This window comes from Plantactinospora sp. DSM 117369 (assembly GCF_053764795.1).
This window is the reverse complement of the sequence record NZ_CM132446.1, coordinates 4,533,498-4,549,005: the sequence shown is the minus strand read 5'-3', so window position 1 is coordinate 4,549,005 and position 15,508 is coordinate 4,533,498. Positions and strand designations below refer to the sequence as shown.

The 15,508-nt window shown below is 72.2% G+C and carries 16 protein-coding genes and 1 pseudogene; 9 read left to right on the top strand and 8 right to left on the bottom strand.

Translation table 11 applies throughout. From position 1 onward, the window contains the following. Positions 1–19: 19 nt before the first annotated feature. Genes ACSMXO_RS19710 through ACSMXO_RS19685 form a run of 6 tightly spaced genes read left to right on the top strand, consistent with a single transcriptional unit; the run spans position 20 to position 7,290 of the window. A complete protein-coding gene (locus ACSMXO_RS19710; protein ID WP_455418875.1) occupies positions 20–817 on the top strand; it encodes an ABC transporter permease in 798 nt (265 codons plus the stop codon). Then, positions 814–1,692, top strand: a complete 879-nt coding sequence (locus tag ACSMXO_RS19705; protein ID WP_455418874.1) for an ABC transporter ATP-binding protein — start codon at positions 814–816, stop codon at positions 1,690–1,692. The genes ACSMXO_RS19710 and ACSMXO_RS19705 overlap by 4 nt, the downstream gene beginning before the upstream one ends. Then, complete coding sequence (locus tag ACSMXO_RS19700) at positions 1,689–3,290, top strand: thiamine pyrophosphate-binding protein (protein WP_455418873.1); 1,602 nt, start codon at positions 1,689–1,691, stop codon at positions 3,288–3,290. Before ACSMXO_RS19705 ends, ACSMXO_RS19700 begins: the two co-directional genes overlap by 4 nt. A 54-nt stretch (positions 3,291–3,344) precedes the next feature. Then, positions 3,345–4,805 carry a benzaldehyde dehydrogenase gene (locus tag ACSMXO_RS19695; protein WP_455418872.1) on the top strand — a complete coding sequence of 487 codons (1,461 nt, stop codon included), beginning with the start codon at positions 3,345–3,347 and terminating at the stop codon, positions 4,803–4,805. After that, positions 4,763–6,067: a CynX/NimT family MFS transporter gene (locus tag ACSMXO_RS19690; protein WP_455418871.1), complete on the top strand. Its 1,305-nt coding sequence runs from the start codon at positions 4,763–4,765 to the stop codon at positions 6,065–6,067. The genes ACSMXO_RS19695 and ACSMXO_RS19690 overlap by 43 nt, the downstream gene beginning before the upstream one ends. A gap of 47 nt (positions 6,068–6,114) precedes the next feature. After that, a complete protein-coding gene (locus ACSMXO_RS19685) occupies positions 6,115–7,290 on the top strand; it encodes a 4-hydroxybenzoate 3-monooxygenase (RefSeq protein ID WP_455418870.1) in 1,176 nt (391 codons plus the stop codon). A gap of 93 nt (positions 7,291–7,383) precedes the next feature. Here the strand turns inward: ACSMXO_RS19685 and ACSMXO_RS19680 are convergent, their stop codons facing one another. The 3 genes from ACSMXO_RS19680 to ACSMXO_RS19670 form a co-directional block, all read right to left on the bottom strand. Continuing rightward, positions 7,384–7,824 (bottom strand): DoxX family protein, encoded by a 441-nt coding sequence (locus ACSMXO_RS19680; protein WP_346257532.1) that lies wholly within the window; start codon positions 7,822–7,824, stop codon positions 7,384–7,386. A 187-nt stretch (positions 7,825–8,011) separates the two neighbouring features. After that, positions 8,012–8,362 carry a protease inhibitor I42 family protein gene (locus ACSMXO_RS19675; RefSeq protein WP_346257531.1) on the bottom strand — a complete coding sequence of 117 codons (351 nt, stop codon included), beginning with the start codon at positions 8,360–8,362 and terminating at the stop codon, positions 8,012–8,014. Between the two features lie 45 nt (positions 8,363–8,407). Next, complete coding sequence (locus tag ACSMXO_RS19670; protein WP_346257530.1) at positions 8,408–9,241, bottom strand: C1 family peptidase; 834 nt, start codon at positions 9,239–9,241, stop codon at positions 8,408–8,410. Between the two features lie 366 nt (positions 9,242–9,607). Between ACSMXO_RS19670 and ACSMXO_RS19665 the strand changes: the two genes are divergently transcribed. Beyond that, positions 9,608–10,597, top strand: a complete 990-nt coding sequence (locus ACSMXO_RS19665) for a glutathione S-transferase family protein (RefSeq protein ID WP_455418869.1) — start codon at positions 9,608–9,610, stop codon at positions 10,595–10,597. A 61-nt stretch (positions 10,598–10,658) separates the two neighbouring features. Here ACSMXO_RS19665 and ACSMXO_RS19660 read toward each other — a convergent pair whose 3' ends face one another. From ACSMXO_RS19660 to ACSMXO_RS19645, 4 genes and pseudogenes are all read right to left on the bottom strand, one after another. After that, positions 10,659–11,555: a hypothetical protein gene (locus tag ACSMXO_RS19660; protein ID WP_455418868.1), complete on the bottom strand. Its 897-nt coding sequence runs from the start codon at positions 11,553–11,555 to the stop codon at positions 10,659–10,661. Between the two features lie 382 nt (positions 11,556–11,937). After that, positions 11,938–12,243 carry a hypothetical protein gene (locus ACSMXO_RS19655; protein WP_346257527.1) on the bottom strand — a complete coding sequence of 102 codons (306 nt, stop codon included), beginning with the start codon at positions 12,241–12,243 and terminating at the stop codon, positions 11,938–11,940. Positions 12,244–12,407: 164 nt separating this feature from the next. Further along, positions 12,408–12,598 (bottom strand): annotated as a pseudogene (locus ACSMXO_RS19650) (DUF397 domain-containing protein). Then, positions 12,585–13,382 carry a helix-turn-helix domain-containing protein gene (locus ACSMXO_RS19645; protein ID WP_455418867.1) on the bottom strand — a complete coding sequence of 266 codons (798 nt, stop codon included), beginning with the start codon at positions 13,380–13,382 and terminating at the stop codon, positions 12,585–12,587. Before ACSMXO_RS19645 ends, ACSMXO_RS19650 begins: the two are co-directional and overlap by 14 nt. A gap of 234 nt (positions 13,383–13,616) precedes the next feature. On the opposite strand from ACSMXO_RS19645, the gene ACSMXO_RS19640 reads away from it, so the two are divergent. Together ACSMXO_RS19640 and ACSMXO_RS19635 are read left to right on the top strand one after the other, a co-directional pair. Next, positions 13,617–13,976 (top strand): hypothetical protein, encoded by a 360-nt coding sequence (locus ACSMXO_RS19640; protein ID WP_455418866.1) that lies wholly within the window; start codon positions 13,617–13,619, stop codon positions 13,974–13,976. A gap of 3 nt (positions 13,977–13,979) precedes the next feature. Next, entirely contained in the window at positions 13,980–14,228 is a 249-nt protein-coding gene (locus ACSMXO_RS19635; RefSeq protein ID WP_346257523.1) for a hypothetical protein, read from the top strand. Positions 14,229–14,566: 338 nt separating this feature from the next. Here ACSMXO_RS19635 and ACSMXO_RS19630 read toward each other — a convergent pair whose 3' ends face one another. Further along, complete coding sequence (locus ACSMXO_RS19630; protein ID WP_346257522.1) at positions 14,567–15,382, bottom strand: class I SAM-dependent methyltransferase; 816 nt, start codon at positions 15,380–15,382, stop codon at positions 14,567–14,569. Between the last annotated feature and the right edge of the window lie 126 nt (positions 15,383–15,508).

Here is a 15,508-nt window from a genome sequence, read left to right as displayed (position 1 = left end):
GGGCGCCGGGCGGCGGATAGTGCTGACCCTCGGTCGGGCCCTGTGGTGGACCGCCGCCGTCTTCGGCCTGCCGTTCGGGCTGCTCGCTCTCTGGTGGGTGCTCTCGGCCGACAGCGAGACCTTCTACCTCCCCCCGCTGTCGGAGATCCTGGCCAGCTTCGACGACGTCTGGTTGCGCAGCGACCGGCTGCGCGCGGACGTGCTGCCGAGCCTGCTGCGGCTCACCGCCGGATTCCTCCTCGCCGTCGCCGTCGGCGTCGGGCTCGGCGTCCTGATCGGCTCCTTCCGGCGGGTCCGGGCATTCTGCGAACCGGTGCTGGAGTTCCTCCGGGCCATCCCGCCACCGGTGCTGGTGCCGGTGCTGATGCTCTTCGCCGGCTTCGGCAACACCATGAAGGTGCTGGTGGTGCTCTCCGGCTGCGTCTGGCCCATCCTGCTCAACACGGTGGAGGGGGTGCGGGCGGTCGACGACGTGCTCACCGAGACCTGCCGCTGCTACGGCATCCGCGGTCCGGCCCGGCTCTGGCACCTGGTGGTCCGGTCCGCCTCCCCGCAGATCGTCACCGGGCTACGCCAGGCCCTGTCGGTCGGCATCATCCTCATGGTGATCAGCGAGATGTTCGCCGCGAACAACGGGCTGGGCTTCACCATCATCCAGTTCCAGCGCACCTTCGCGGTCACCGACATGTGGACCGGCATCCTGTTGCTGGGTCTGCTCGGCTTCCTGCTCGCCATGCTGCTGCGGCTCTTCGAGCGGTCGGCCCTGCACTGGTACCTCGGCCTCCGGCACTCACAACGAGACGATGGGCAGCGATGAACTCGACAGACCTCCCCCAGGGTGACACCGCACCGCTGCTCGACGTCCGCGGGCTGCGCAAGGTCTACACCGGACGCGGCCGGTCGGTCGAGGCGGTCCGGGATCTCACCTTCTCCGTCGGTGCCGGAGAACTGGTCTGCGTGGTCGGCCCCTCCGGCGCCGGCAAGACCACCCTGCTCAAGTGCATCGCCGGCCTGCTCCCGCCGACCTCCGGGGAGCTGGTCCTGGAGGGTGCCCCGGTGCAGGGTCCGCCGCCGGGCATGGCCGTGGTCTTCCAGGAGTACGGCCGCAGTCTCTTCCCGTGGATGACCGTGCAGCGCAACGTCGAGCTGCCACTGAAGCAGAAGAAGAGTCTGAGCCGGTCCCGCCGCCAGGAACTCGTGCACACCGCGCTCGCCGCCGTCGGCCTCGCTGACGTGCCGGGCGCCTACCCGTGGCAGCTCTCCGGCGGCATGCAGCAGAGGGTGGCGCTGGCCCGGGCGGTGGCGTACGAGCCGCACATCCTGCTGATGGACGAGCCGTTCGCGGCGGTCGACGCGCAGACCCGGGCCGACCTGGAGGACCTGGTCCGGTCGTTGTGGGAGCGGCTCGGCGTGACCATCCTGTTCGTCACGCACGACATCGACGAGGCGGTCTATCTCGGCCAGCGGGTGCTGGTGCTCTCCGGGTCGCCGACCGTGGTACTCGACGACGTGGCGATCGACCTGCCGGCCGAGCGGGACCAGCTCGGCACCCGGTCGTCGGCCCGCTTCGCCGAACTGCGGGCCCAGGTGTTCGGCCAGATCCAACGGGCCAAGAGCGGCTGGACCACCGACCCCGGCCCGGTGGACGCCCCGACCGGCACGCCAGCACGCCAGCCGACCGGTACCCGATGACCACGGTCCGGGACGCCACCCTGGCGGTGCTGCGCCGGTACGGCGTGGACCGGGTCTTCGGCAATCCGGGCTCGACCGAGCTGGCGTTCCTGGCCGACCTGCCCGACGACCTGACCTTCGTACTCGCCCTGCACGAGGGTTCCGTGGTCGGGATGGCCACCGGCTACGCGCTGGCCACCGGGCGGCCGGCGGTGGTGAACCTGCACACCACGGCGGGACTCGGCAACGCCGTCGGGGCGCTCGCCACCGCCCGGGTCAACCGGGCGCCGCTGGTGGTGCTCGTCGGGCAGCAGGACCGCCGGCACCTGGCCGCCGAGCCGTTCCTCGCCGGCCGGCTCGACCAGCTCGGCACCCCGTACCCGGTGTGGGTGGAGCAGCCGGTGCTGGCCCAGGACGTGCCGGCGGCGGTACGCCGGGCCTGGCACGAGGCGACCCTGCGCCGCGGCCCGGCCCTGGTGGTGGTGCCGATGGACGACTGGACCGCCGAGGTCGACCCGTCGCTCGGCCGGGCCGCACCGGAGCAGGTCCGCGCGCGGGCCCCCGCGCCCGGTCCCGCCGTCGACGAGCTGGCCCGGCTGGTCGACGCGGCCACCGCCCCGGTGCTGGTGGTCGGCGCCGGAGCGGACGACCAGGCGGCCTGGGACGCGCTGACCGCACTGGCGGAGCGGATCGGCGCGCCGGTCTGGCAGGAGGCGTTCGGCGCCCGGGCCGGATTTCCGCAGCACCATCCCCGGTTCGCCGGTCACCTGCCGGCCGCCCGGTCCCAGCTCCGCGCCACGCTGGCCGGGCACGACCTGGCCCTGGTGGTCGGCGCCGCCGCCTTCCGGCAGTACGTCTACGAGCCCGGCCCGCTGCTCCCGGCCGGCCTGACCGTCGCGGTGGTCTCGGCCGAGCCGGAGGAGGTGCACCGCAGCGAGGCGGACCTCGCGGTGCTGGCCGACCCGGCCGTCTGCTGCGCCGCGCTGGCCACCCGGGTGGCGCAGCGGGACCGTCCCGCCCCGGACCGCCCGGACCCGGCTCCGGTCGCGCCACCGGCGCCCGGCGAGCCGCTCCGGGCGGCGCACGTCTTCGCCGCGCTGGCCCGGCGGCTGCCGGCCGACGTCGTACTGGTCGAGGAGACCCCGTCCACCCGGCCGGACCTGCACCGGATGCTGCCGGCCCGGCAGCCACGCGGCTTCGTCAGCGCGGCGATGGGCGGCCTCGGGTTCGGGCTGCCCGCCGCGGCCGGGCTCCGGCTCGGCGACCCGACCCGCCCGGTGGTGGCGATCCTCGGCGACGGCGCCTCGCTCTACGCCGTCCAGGGGCTGTGGAGCGCCGTCCGGTACGGCTGCGGCGTGCTCTACGTGGTCCTCTCCAATGGCCGGTACGCGGTGCTGGACGAGCTCACCGAGCAGTACGGCGGCAAGCCGCCCTGGCCGGCGTTCGACGAGGTCGACGTGCACGGCCTGGCCCGGTCGTTCGGCTGTCCCGCCCGGCGGATCCGGACCCACCCGGAACTCCTCGCCGTGCTGGACGAGGTGGTGCCGACCCTCGCCGACCGGACCGAACCGCTGCTGCTCGACGTCGCCATGAGCCCGAAGCCGCACTTCGCGCCCTGACCCCCTGTCCGCCCGACGAGGCGGCGCACCGCCACCACCCCAAGGAGGTTTCCCGTGACTCTTCTCGACTCGGCCGACTGGCACGGCAGGATATACAGCGACGGTTGGGTCCGGGCCGACGGCGGCGACGCGGCCGTACGGGAACCGGCCACCGGCGACGAGATCGGCCGTACCGGCATCGCCAACGCCGCCGACGTGGCCCGGGCCGCCGCCCGCGCCGTCCAGGCCCAGCGCGATTGGGCCGCGACCCCCTACGACAAGCGCGCCGCCGTGCTGCGCCGGGCCGGACAGTTGTGGGAGGAACACGCGGCCGAGGTCGGTGACTGGATCGTCCGGGAGACCGGTTCGGTGCCGCCGAAGGCGACCCTGGAGACGGACACCGCCGCGCAGGAGTGCTACGAGGCGGCGGCGCTCGCCTCGCACCCGCTCGGCGAGATCATCCAGAGCGCACAGCCCCGGCTCAGCCTGGCCCGCCGGCTGCCGGTCGGGGTGGTCGGGGTGATCTCCCCGTTCAACGTACCGATCATCCTCGGGGTCCGCTCGGTCGCCCCGGCGCTGGCCCTGGGCAACGCGGTGGTGCTCAAGCCCGATCCGCGGACCGCCGTGACCGGTGGGGTCGCGGTCGCCCGGATCTTCGAGGAGGCGGGCCTGCCGCCGGGGGTGCTGCACGTACTGCCGGGTGGGCCGGAGGCGGGCGAGGCGCTGGTCGCCGATCCGCACGTACGCCTGATCAGCTTCACCGGCTCGACGTCGGCCGGCCGCCAGGTCGGGCAGGCCGCCGCCCGGCACCTCAAGCGGGTACTGCTGGAACTCGGCGGCAACTCGGCGCTGGTGGTCCTCGACGACGCCGACCTGGACCTGGCGGTCTCCGCCGGTGCCTGGGGTTCGTTCCTGCACCAGGGACAGATCTGCATGACCACCGGCCGGCACCTGGTGCACGAGTCGCTGGCCGACGAGTACGTCGACCGGCTGGCCGAGAAGGCGGCGCACCTGCCGGTCGGCGACCCGGCCCGGGAGCATGTCGCGCTCGGGCCGATCATCGACGAGCGGCAACGGGACAAGATCCACTCTTTGGTCACCGGCAGCGTCGACGCGGGGGCGACCCTGGTGACCGGCGGGACGTACGAGAACCTCTTCTACCGGCCGACGGTGCTCTCCGGGGTCACCCCGGCCACCCCGGCGTACGCGCACGAGGTCTTCGGTCCGGTCGCCCCGGTACTGCGCTTCGGCGACCTGGACGAGGCCGCGAAGCTCGCCGCCGACAGCGAGTACGGCCTCTCGCTCGGCATCCTGAGCCGGGACGTGATGAAGGCGATGGCGTTCGCCGAGCGGGTACCGAGCGGCATCGTGCACATCAACGACCAGACGGTCAGCGACGAGGCGGTCGCCCCGTTCGGCGGGGTTGCCGCCTCCGGCAACGGGCCCCGGCTGGGCGGGCCGGCGGCCAACCTCGCCGCGTTCACCGAGACCCAGTGGGTGACCGTGCAGGGCGACATCACGAGGTACCCCTTCTGAACCACGAGTCTCCGGTCCCCGGCACCCGGGCCGCCGAGCCAGGCGGCGACGCGGGCTCGGCCGCCCGGGGCAGCGACGCGGGCTCGGCCGGCGGCCGGAGCGGGCTGGGCCGGGGCGGCTGGCTGACCCTGCTCGGGGTGGTGCTGCTGGCGCTGAACCTGCGGGCGGCGATCGCGGCGGTCCCGCCGCTGCTGCCCGAGCTACAGGTCGACCTCGACCTGGGCCGGGGCGCGGCCGGGCTGCTCACCGCTCTGCCGGTACTCTGCTTCGGGCTGCTCTCCCCGCTCGCCGCGCTGCTCGGCCGCCGGATCGGCATCGAGCTGGCCCTGCTCGCCGCGATGCTCGGCATCGTGCTGGGCAGCCTGACCCGGACGCTGCCGCACGCCGGCTGGATGCTGCTCGGCACCGCGATCGTCGGCGCCGGGATCACCGTCGGCAACGTCCTGGTGCCCAGTGCGGTCAAGCAGCACTTTCCGAGCCGGCCGGGCCTGGCCACCGGGTTGAGCACCGCCTCGCTGACCACCGGGGCGACGCTGGCGGCGGCGGTGAGCGCGCCGCTGGCGTACACGGTGGGGTTGGGCTGGCGGGGCTCGTTGCTCGCGCTGGGCGGGCTGGCCGCGGTCGCGGCGCTCGGCTGGCTCCCCCAGGTACGCCGCCGGCACACCGCGCCGGTCCCGGAGCCGCCCCGATCCCGGCGCAGCGTCCTGCGGTCCCGGGTCACCTGGCAGCTCGCCATCTTCATGGCTACCCAGTCGATGCTCTACTACGCGCTGCTCACCTGGCTGCCGAGCATGCTGCGGGACCAGGGCGTCGAGCCGACCCGGGCGGGGGCGGCGCTCGCGATGTTCAACCTGCTCGGGATCGGCACCGCGCTGGTGGTGCCGACCCTGGCGGTCCGCCGGCCGGACCAGCGGGGGTTGGCGCTGGTGATCTGCGCCGGCTGGGCGGTCGGCGTGCTCGGCCTGCTCGCCCTCCCCTCGCTGTATCCACTCTGGACGGTGTCGGCCGGGCTCGCCCAGGGCGCCGCGATCAGCCTCACCCTGACCCTGCTGGTGCTCCGGGCCCGCACCCCCGGGTCGGCCCGGGAACTCTCCGGCGCGGTGCAGTCGGTCGGCTATCTACTCAGTGCCACCGCTCCGGTGCTGGTTGGCGCGCTGCGGGACGTCGCCACCGGGTGGGGCCTGCCGCTCGCCGCCCTGGCGGTGGTGACGGCGGTGATGACGGTGAGCGCGCTCGGCGCGGGCCGGGACCGGCAGGTGTGACGTGCCGGCCCGGTGGTTCGGAAAAGTCGCGAGAGGTCAGGGAGTGAATGATGCGTACCCAGGTCGGGATCGTCGGGGCCGGGCCGGCGGGTCTGCTGCTGTCGCACCTGCTGCACCGGGCCGGCATCGAGTCGGTGGTGCTGGAGTGCCGCAGCCGGGAGTACGTCGAGCACCGGATCCGGGCCGGTGTGCTGGAGCAGGGCTCGGTCGACCTGCTCCGGCGTGCCGGGCTCGGTGCTCGGCTGGACCGGGAGGGGCTCCGGCACGAGGGCATCGAGCTGCGCTTCGGCGGTGCGGCGCACCGGATCGCGATGACCGAGCTGACCGGGCGGGCGATCACCGTCTACGGCCAGCAGGAGGTGGTGAAGGACCTGATCGCGGCCCGTACGGCCGCCGGCGGCGACCTCCGGTTCGAGGTCGCGGACGTACGCCTCGGCGGGCTCGACTCCGACTCGCCGGTGATCCGGTTCCGGCACCAGGGCCGTGCCGAGGAGCTGTACTGCGACTTCGTCGCCGGGTGCGACGGCTCGCACGGGGTGAGCCGGCCGAGCGTACCGGCCGGCGAGCTGACCGAGTACGACCGCGACTATCCCTTCGCCTGGCTCGGGGTCCTGGCTGCGGCCGCCCCGGCGACCGAGGAGCTGATCTACGCCCATCACGACCGGGGGTTCGCGCTCTACAGCATGCGCTCTCCGGAGATCTCCCGGCTCTATCTCCAGGTCGAGCCGGAGACCGACCTCGCCCAGTGGCCCGACGAGCGGATCTGGTCGGAGCTGCGCACCCGGCTGGAGACGGTCCCGGGGTGGACGCTCAACACGGGGCCGATCCTGGAGAAGAGCCTCACCGGGATGCGGAGCCTGGTGGTGGAGCCGATGCGGTGGCGACGGCTCTTCCTGGCTGGCGACGCGGCGCACATCGTGCCGCCGACCGGCGCCAAGGGGATGAACCTGGCGCTGGCCGACGTCACGCTGCTCGGCGACGCGTTCGCCGCCTTCTACCGGGAGGGTCGGGACCACCTGCTGAACGCCTACTCCGACACCGCGCTGCGTCGGGTCTGGCGGGCCCAGCACTTCTCCTGGTGGATGACCTCGCTGCTGCACCGGCTGCGGACCGACGACCCGTACGAGGCGAAGTTGCAGCTCTCGACGCTGCGCTACGTCACCTCGTCCCGGGCGTACGCCACCAGCCTGGCGGAGAACTACGTCGGTCTCCCCGAGGTCTGATCAGTGAACCCTTTTTCAACCTGAACCGCGCGGCGCTCACGCATCGCGTCCGACCTTGCGGTTCGTGCGACCGCAAGGGGAGGTTGAAGAGGTTCAGCGGGTGGCGGCCACCGTGGCCGGCTCCTGGGCCACGCCCCGACGGCGGGCGAGCGCGGCGTCCAGCGACCACCGTCCGGCGCCGAGGGCCGCGACCAGCAGGAAGGACCAGCAGAACAGGGCCGCGGTCTCGCCGCCGTTGTTCAGCGGCAGCAGCGCGTCGGGCTGGTGCACCACGAAGTACGCGTACGCCATCGAGCCGGAGCAGATGATCGCGGCGGGGCGGGTGCTCAGGCCCACCAGGACCAGCAGTCCGCCGACGAGCTGGATGAGGGCGGCGTACCACCCGGGCCAGGTGCCGATCGCGACCGCCTCGCCGCTTCCCCGGTTACCGCCGAAGATCCCGAAGAGGGAGGCGGCGCCGTGCATGGCGAACAGCAGGCCGAGCACGATCCGGAACAGCGTGGTGACGACGTCGGTGACTCGGGCATTGGACATGGGACTCTCCTTGCGACTGGCAGGAATAGCTGTTGGGTCCCACGGCAGAGTCACGCTATCCATTTACATTGATGTCTGTCAATAGGCTTCCATTGAGCCTTTCTCGGCTCCCCTTGCGGTCCGTCCCGACCCGCAGGTGAAAGGCGCGGTAAACGCGCCGCGCTGCGCAAATTGGAAAAGTTCCATTTCAGCCGGTCGGCGATACGACCGGTCCGGCACCCGTGACGTGAATGGTAACCTCGAACCGCCGCGCCGCGCGCTCCCCCGGCTCCCAGCCGCGCAGCAGCACCAGCCGCAGCGCCGTCCGGCCGGTCCCGGTGGCGGTGAACCGCAGGTGCCGGGTCCCGGCCCCACCCAACCCCTGCTGCCCCGGCCGGAACGCGTCCCCGGCCGGCGCGAGCACGGCGGTGTCCACCGCGTCGAGCTGCCACCGGTAGCCCGAACTGGGCGTCTCGGTGAGCTGGACGACCACCAGGTCCCCCGGCGCCGCCGGGTACGACCGGCCGCCGTCCGCCTCGGTCAAGTCAACGCGCGCCATGCCAGTCTCCGATCCCGGGTGCGGTGGGCGGCCCGCCCCGGCCGGTCAGTGCGGCAGCTCCACCGCACAGCACGCCTCTCCCTCGTTCTGAAGCAGGCCGTCAAAGTCGCCGCGCTTCATCTTGAACCGACCGCCCCAGCCCCACGCCGCACCCCAGGAGTTCTGGAACAGGTACGCGTCCTCGGACTCAATCCGGTCGAGCATCAGATAGCAGTGCCCGCCCGCTCCCTGGCCGGTCGGCTTGACGAACCCGTTCTCGTCGGGGTTGAACATGTCGGCGGTCCACGCGGTGCCCACCACGACCGAACCCTGGTTGTCGATCCACTCGTCGATCTCCGCCGTGGTGTGCGCGAACGCGAACGCGGCGAGCCGGCCCCGCTCCCGGACGGCGAGCGCTCCGGACCGGACCGTCGAGCCGTTCTCCTTGCCGGGCTCGCCGTCGATCACCTTGGCCTCGTAGTAGAGGGCGTGGCCGTCGGCGTTCTGGTACGTGCCGGCCACCGGCATCGCGTCCACCCAGCCCGCCCAGCCGAACCCGACGCAGTGCCCGGTCTGGCCCTGGTCGAGCTGGACGGTCAACTCCCAGGCCGGCGCCCTGTCCCGGGCCGCCGCCGGGGCCACCGTCGGCTGCCGCTGGCTGCGCAACCAGCGCCAGAAGACCAGGTATGCCCGCCAGTCGGAGAAGTACGGCGTCTCGGTGAGCACCTGTTCCACCGTCATCTGCCGGATCGACTCGGCCGGCTCGGCGATCTCCAGCAGGCGCGGGATGTCCCAGTCCCGCGGATCGGGCCGGTAGAGCCGACCGAGCAACTGCGGACCGGGGATGCTACTCGCGCTCGTCTCCGGCGGATCCACCGCGAAACGTCTCTGCTGCTCCATCGACTCGCCTCCGGCCGGGCCCTGACGGGCGGGTGGACACCGACGGCGTCAGGCCCAGCCCGGACATCGCCGCAGAACCCGTCCCGTAGCCGCCGCGGCACCCATTGTGCGCCCTGGGCACAATTCCGTGGGTCCGATCCGGCGAGTCCGCCGGCCTGACGGCGTGTCACCGGGCGTCGTCGTCAGCCCGAGGCGAGGTCGTATCGTCGGAGAGGGCCAGCCCGACGTGCTGGCCGCCCGCCGACCCGTACCCCGCTGGACACCGTCGTCCACGCCCGGCCGCCGGGCCGACATTCCGCCGCCCCGCACGGGCGCCGGTTCGGCATGGCCGCCCGCTCCGCACGACCACCGGAGGTAGTTCCCGCGATGTCCGTCGCCGTCCGCACCGCCAGCCCTGTCGACTTCGACGAGTTCGGTCCCTACCTGCCGAAGAACCGCGCCGGCCAGCCGCTGCAACGGGCCGAGCCGGCATTTCGCAACCGGATCACCGCGGACGGATCGAGCGGGTTCCGCGCCGAGCCGGGGCGCTACCACCTGTACGCGGCGGCGCCCTGCCCGTTCTCCCACCGCTCGACCATCGTCCTGCGGCTGAAGGGCCTCACCGACGTCGTGTCGGTCTCGCTGGTGGATCCGATCCGGGATGGCCGGGGCTGGGCGTTCCGCGAAGGGGACGGACATGGCCCGGACGAGGTGAACGGCTTCGCCTTCCTGTCGGAGGCGTACGAAGCCACGGATCCGGAGTACGACAGCCACGTGTCGGTACCCGCGCTCTGGGACCGGAGGACGGGCCGGATCGTCTGCAACGACTACCGGGTGCTGAGTACGGATCTCGCCACCGCGTTCGACGAGTGGGCGACGGAGGACGTCGACCTCTACCCGGCTGGGCTGCGTACGGAGATCGACGAGTTGCACGAGTTCCTCTACACCCGGGTCCACGACGGCCCCTACCGGTGCGGGTTCGCCCCCTCACAGGAGGCGTACGAGCGGGAGGTGCGCGACCTGTTCGAGGCGCTGGACGTCCTCGACGCACGGCTGGCGGGGCAACGCTACCTGTTCGGCGACCGGCTCACCGAGGCCGACGTACGACTCTGGGTCACCCTGGCCCGGTTCGACGTGGTCTACGCGACCCACTTCAAGGCGAACCTGCGCCGAATCGTCGACTACCCCCACCTGTGGGCGTACGCCCGCGACCTCTACCAGCGACCGGCGTTCCGCGAATCCACCGACTTCGCGCAGATCAAGCGCCACTACTTCGTCACCCACCCCTGGCTGAACCCCACCCGGATCGTTCCGGCCGGACCCGACCTGGACTGGACGGCGCCACACGGCCGGGCCACCCTGACGGGTGGCCGGTGACCGGAGGCGCCGGGACAACCGCCCAAGGCCGACTCCCAGACGACTCCCCGCCGGGGTGGCCCTAGTCGACGGCGAGGTCGGCGCAGCCGGTCTCGTCCGGCAGCAACGGCCGCAGGCCCACCTGCCAGCGGTCACCACCGGAGGTCCATGGAGTGCGGGCGTTCGCCTTGGCGGCGGCGCCCAGCAGTGCGGTCGCCTCGGCGCCGCGTACCTCGACGCAGCCCTGGTCGAGGCCGGACGACGGCGGCGACCCCGGCAGCGCTGGGCCCGGCCAGGCGATCTCCGGTGGGGCGGCCAACCCGTTGTCGTCCGGGCGCCACGGGATCGCCACCGCCGCGACCGCCTCCGCCCGGTACGGCTGCGGCTGGTCGACCTTGTCCTGGCCCAGCGAGCCGGCCAGGTCGGTGAGCGCGGCGAGCAACTTCTGCAACTCGGCCCGGGCGGCCCGCTGCGCCTCGGTCAGCCCCGACGCGTTCTGCCCGCCCTCGGAAAGTGCGTACACCTCCAGCTCGTCCGTGTCGGCGGCGGACGACACGGTGAACCGGGTCGACGGGACGTCGGTGACGGAGGGTCGGCCGAGATCGGTGGCGGTGCCGACCCCGGCGGCCCGGGCCTGCTCGACCAGCCGGTCGACCTGCTCCGGCGTGAGGCGCTGCTGTTGGAGGTTCGGCAGCGCCGGCCCGGGATAGATGGCGAGCTGGGGACCCTCGGTGATGACCCGGCCGTCCGCGTAGATGGTCACCATCGGCACCCGGGTCAGCCGGGAGGCCGGCGCCAGGAATCCGCCGACCTGTTCCACCCGGAGCACTACACCGTTCGGGTCGGCGGGACCCGAGTCGCCGCCCGACCCTCCGCCCGGTCCGTCACCACCCGAGCCGGTGCCCTCGCGGGCACAGGCGGCGGCCAGCAGGAGCAGTGCGCCGACACAGGTTATCCGGACACCTCGCCACGTTCTCATGCCCATAAGACGGGCCGGGGTACCGGTCGGTTCCACGCCGCCGGCCGTCCCACGATCAACAGCCAAGCCCCACTTCATGAAGCTATCTTCGTCGTGGGTGGCGGGCGTCGTCGGCGGTTCGGGGACGAGGATGGCCTGCGTGATCGCCATGACACGGCGCCCGTGGTCACCACGAGGAGGACGAGTCGGTTGGAATAACGCAGACCTCGTCGACCGGCTGAGCCACATCCGCGCGGATCTCTCGACAACCAGCGCGGCAGGCATCTTCTCGACAAGAAGGTCCCGGATATGGACTGCGCGCCAATGCGGAACGGCCTCCGCTGCGGGCAGCGGGGCTACCAGCCCCGGCAACCCGGCGGAGGCCGATCAGGTTGAAACTTGATCAGTCGACGCACATCGCTTCGTGGGTCGACCTGAAAACCCATGTGCCGCCACCCGGAGACATGTAGATCATAAAGGTGTTGTAGGTCCCAGGGGTGCAGTCTCGTCCGACCGCGAGGACGGCGGCCCGGGCCCGCTGTTCGGCTGCACTGATCCCGGCAGCGTAGCTGTTGCCCGCCCCATCGGCAGTGGCGCTGCGGGGAGTGTCATATTCGTCGGCGTGCGCGGCCACGGGCGCGGTTGACAGGCCGACCGCCACCGCCGCTGAGACGACACCGAGCCGGCGGAGCCAAGTGACTTTTCGCATGCTTCTCCTTGCGGCGACGGGGCGATAAATCGACTGACGTAAATCTTCAGCTACGACGATGCGTGCTGGCATTGGCCAGTCGGACACCAAAATCTGGCCACCATACCGTTGTCCATGGTGGAGCACACGGCTAGGCGCCGATCCAACGTCTGCGGGCAGTACGCCTAGCCCTCCCGGGCAGCGAGGCTGACGAAAGCTCGCCACGCCTCCGGCCCGAAGGTCAGCACCGGACCCGCCGGGTCCTTGCTGTCGCGTACGGCAACCACGCCAGGCAGGTTGTCGGCCACCTCGACACACCCGCCACCGTTGGTGCCGCTGGGGGACGACTTCCGCACCGGGCGCTACTGAGGTCGATGCTGGCTCTCAATTTCCTTCAACAGGACGAGCGACAGGCTCTCCGGCAAGGCTACGCCGCGCACACCCTCCCACCGCGTGAGGAGCGTAGCGATGCTCTCCTCGTCGTCGACGATGGAATCGGCGAGCTGGTTTTCCATGCTTCCCACCCAGCAGCCGTCGGCGGACCTGGCCAGGGAGAGCTGCCCGTTGAGGCCGACGTGCAGCCCGGCGTCGGCGGGGATCAGGTGCAACTGGACGTGGGGCAGCTCGGCCATCCGCAGCAGGTGCCTGTACTGCTCGGCCATGATGGCGTCCCGGACACGCAGCGCCGATTCTTCGAGGACGGCGATCAGCAGGGGTGGCTGGTCGCGGGTCAGGATCTCCTGCCGTTCGAGGCGGGACGCGAGCAGCTTCTCCAGCTCCGCCTCGGGCCGGGTGGGTTCGAGGCGCAGCACCGCGCGGGCGTAGTTCTCGGTCTGGAGCAGGCCAGGGATCAGGCTGGGGTGGTAATTCCGGAGCTGCGTGGCGGTGCGCTCGGCGTCCAGCCAGCGCTCCAACCAGGAGGGCTCGCTGAACCGCTGCGCCTTCTTCAGCAACCGCACGAACAGACCGCCGGTCTCCAGGATCTCGTCGGCGCGGGTGGCGTACGGCATGTCGATCGCTCGCGTACCGGTCTCCACGGCGGACACCGTCGAGGCCGAATAGTTCGTCCGCTTGCCGAACTCGTCCTGCGGCATGCCGCGAAGGGCTCGCTGCCGGCGGAGCTGGTCGCGGATGAAGGCGAAATCGTCCTCGTGTTCCATCGGACCTCCAGAACTCTGTCTAGATCACCAGGCGTTCGCCAGGCACCGCCGGCGGCTCAGCAGACCTGCGCCGTGACCTGCTCGATCGCCTTCCGAGCCTAGTGCTGTCCACAGCAGAGTGTCACCCAGCAGAACTGCTCGGTGACCGCCAGGCGCCCGGGTGGAACTCGCCCCGGGAGCCGGTCTCGACCCCCACCGGGACCGGCTCCCCTCCAACTCCCCGAGGAGGTTGTGATGAAGAGGCTGCTCCGGCATCTGACCGGACCACGGCCCTACCACCGCCGGGACTGGCGCCGGCTCTGGCGGTACTGCCGCTGCGGCTCGCGCTGGCGCTGCCCGGATTCCCTCGAACTGGTACCCACGCCCTACCAGCCACCGCCCCCGGTCGAGTTGACCGAGGTGGAGCGGGCCGAGATCCGTACTCTGTCGGCCACGCCGCCACCCGCCACCCCGGACCCGCCGCCGGCCCGGGCTCGGGCCAGCAACCGTCGGCCCCAATGGGACGCGCCCACCCGCTCGTACCTGGCGAACGGTCGCCCGGGCGGGCTGACGCCCGCGCAGGAGTACCGCGCTCGGCATGGTGCGCGGGTGTGACCGGTGATCGGCCCGCAGGAGCGTTGGCGTAAGCACATCCCGACGCACCCGTCGTACCGCTGCCGCAGGTGCACCGACCCGTGGCCCTGCCGGCCCGCCCGGCTGGCGCTGGTGACCGCGTATCGCCACGACCGGGTGGGCCTGATGGTGTACCTCGGCGCGCATCTCGCCCGCGCGCTGCGCGAGCTGCCCGACACGCATCCCGCACTGCTCGCGGGGCAGATCCTCTACTGGGTGCCCCGCCGCCGCTGACCACCTCGTCACCCGACCGGCCCGCCTCGGGTCGCCGCTTCCCCTTCGGCGCCCCGGGGCGGGTCTCTGATCGATGGCAGTCGGTGCCACGCAGACCCGGGTGCACAGGCGGGGCAGCTCGACAGCCTGCGAAACAGTACCTCGGTCCGGAGCGCCTCCGCCCTCAGCATTCCTGGAGGATCCAGCACTCCTGGAGGGCGGTGGTCCGGCGGTCGACCGTAGCGCTCCGGTCGACCGCCGGACCGGCCAGCCGGGTCGGCGGGTCCTGCGGTCATGCCGCCGGGGAGGGAGCGGCCGCCGTCGGCCCCGACCCACCGCCCGCTGGCGCGGAAAGATGCTCAGTTCACACAGCCCCGGCCCGGCCGCCGGCCCCGGGTGGAGACGAACTGGTACGACAACGAGGCGAAGGCCGGGTCCTTGGCGAGTTCCCGGAACCCCTCCAACTGGTTCGGGGAGAGCCCGGTGGCGAGCAGCCGGGGTTCGAGCTGTCGGGAGTTCGTCTCGTGCAGCGACGCCCCGGTCGACCCGCCCGGCCAGCTCTGCGAGTGGGTGATGGTGTCCACGTCGGTCAGCCCGGCCAGCACCATCTCGGTGTGTACGTCCTGCGCCCAGGCCAGGTCGGCGCCCCGATCCTGGAGGATGTCGAGGGTCGCCTCCATCACCTGCTGGAAGAGCTTCGCCGCGTCGTCGGTCGGGGCGGCCAGCACCCGCAGTCCGGCGGTGCAGTCGAACTCCTCGACCACCAACCAGCCGCCCGGCGCCAGCGCACCGATCAGCTCGGCGAGTACCCGCCGCCGCTCCGGCAGGTGCAGCAGGACCAGTCGGGCGTGGATGACGTCGAACGGGCCGCCCTCCGGCGCTCCGGTCCGCACGTCGTGCTGGCGTACCACGAGGTTTCCCTCCGGCTCCAGCCGGGACGGTTCGATGTCGGTCGCGATGACCAGTCCGGTGGGGCCGACCACCCGGGCCATGTGCCGGGCGATCGAACCGCCGCCCGCACCCAGCTCCCAACACCTCGCCCCGGGGGTCAGCACCGGGGCGAGCCGCTCCGCCGTTATCGGATCGAGAAACGACTCCAGCGCCCGCATCTGCGCCTCGGCCTCCGGAGAGCGGTTGTCGAACGCGTAGCTGCTCTTGACAGGGGTGGCAGTCACGATCGGTACCTCCTTCGTGATGATCTGTGACGACTATCCGGGCACACGTCATCGCGCGTCAGCACCGGAGGAACATGGGGGTACCGGTGCCGACACGGAGTCAGCGGTGCGACGAACGTCGGGATC

What these genes read in the sequence shown, in the direction of transcription:
- ACSMXO_RS19675 (WP_346257531.1), bottom strand. Translation starts at nt 8,362, where the DNA reads ATGGCGCGCGTTGACTTGACCGAGGCGGACGGCGGCCGGTCGTACCCG.
- ACSMXO_RS19645 (WP_455418867.1), bottom strand. Translation starts at nt 13,382, where the DNA reads ATGGAACACGAGGACGATTTCGCCTTCATCCGCGACCAGCTCCGCCGG.
- ACSMXO_RS19640 (WP_455418866.1), top strand. Translation starts at nt 13,617, where the DNA reads ATGAAGAGGCTGCTCCGGCATCTGACCGGACCACGGCCCTACCACCGC.
- ACSMXO_RS19665 (WP_455418869.1), top strand. Translation starts at nt 9,608, where the DNA reads ATGTCCGTCGCCGTCCGCACCGCCAGCCCTGTCGACTTCGACGAGTTC.
- ACSMXO_RS19700 (WP_455418873.1), top strand. Translation starts at nt 1,689, where the DNA reads ATGACCACGGTCCGGGACGCCACCCTGGCGGTGCTGCGCCGGTACGGC.
- ACSMXO_RS19660 (WP_455418868.1), bottom strand. Translation starts at nt 11,555, where the DNA reads ATGAGAACGTGGCGAGGTGTCCGGATAACCTGTGTCGGCGCACTGCTC.
- ACSMXO_RS19670 (WP_346257530.1), bottom strand. Translation starts at nt 9,241, where the DNA reads ATGGAGCAGCAGAGACGTTTCGCGGTGGATCCGCCGGAGACGAGCGCG.
- ACSMXO_RS19655 (WP_346257527.1), bottom strand. Translation starts at nt 12,243, where the DNA reads ATGCGAAAAGTCACTTGGCTCCGCCGGCTCGGTGTCGTCTCAGCGGCG.
- ACSMXO_RS19685 (WP_455418870.1), top strand. Translation starts at nt 6,115, where the DNA reads ATGATGCGTACCCAGGTCGGGATCGTCGGGGCCGGGCCGGCGGGTCTG.
- ACSMXO_RS19705 (WP_455418874.1), top strand. Translation starts at nt 814, where the DNA reads ATGAACTCGACAGACCTCCCCCAGGGTGACACCGCACCGCTGCTCGAC.
- ACSMXO_RS19680 (WP_346257532.1), bottom strand. Translation starts at nt 7,824, where the DNA reads ATGTCCAATGCCCGAGTCACCGACGTCGTCACCACGCTGTTCCGGATC.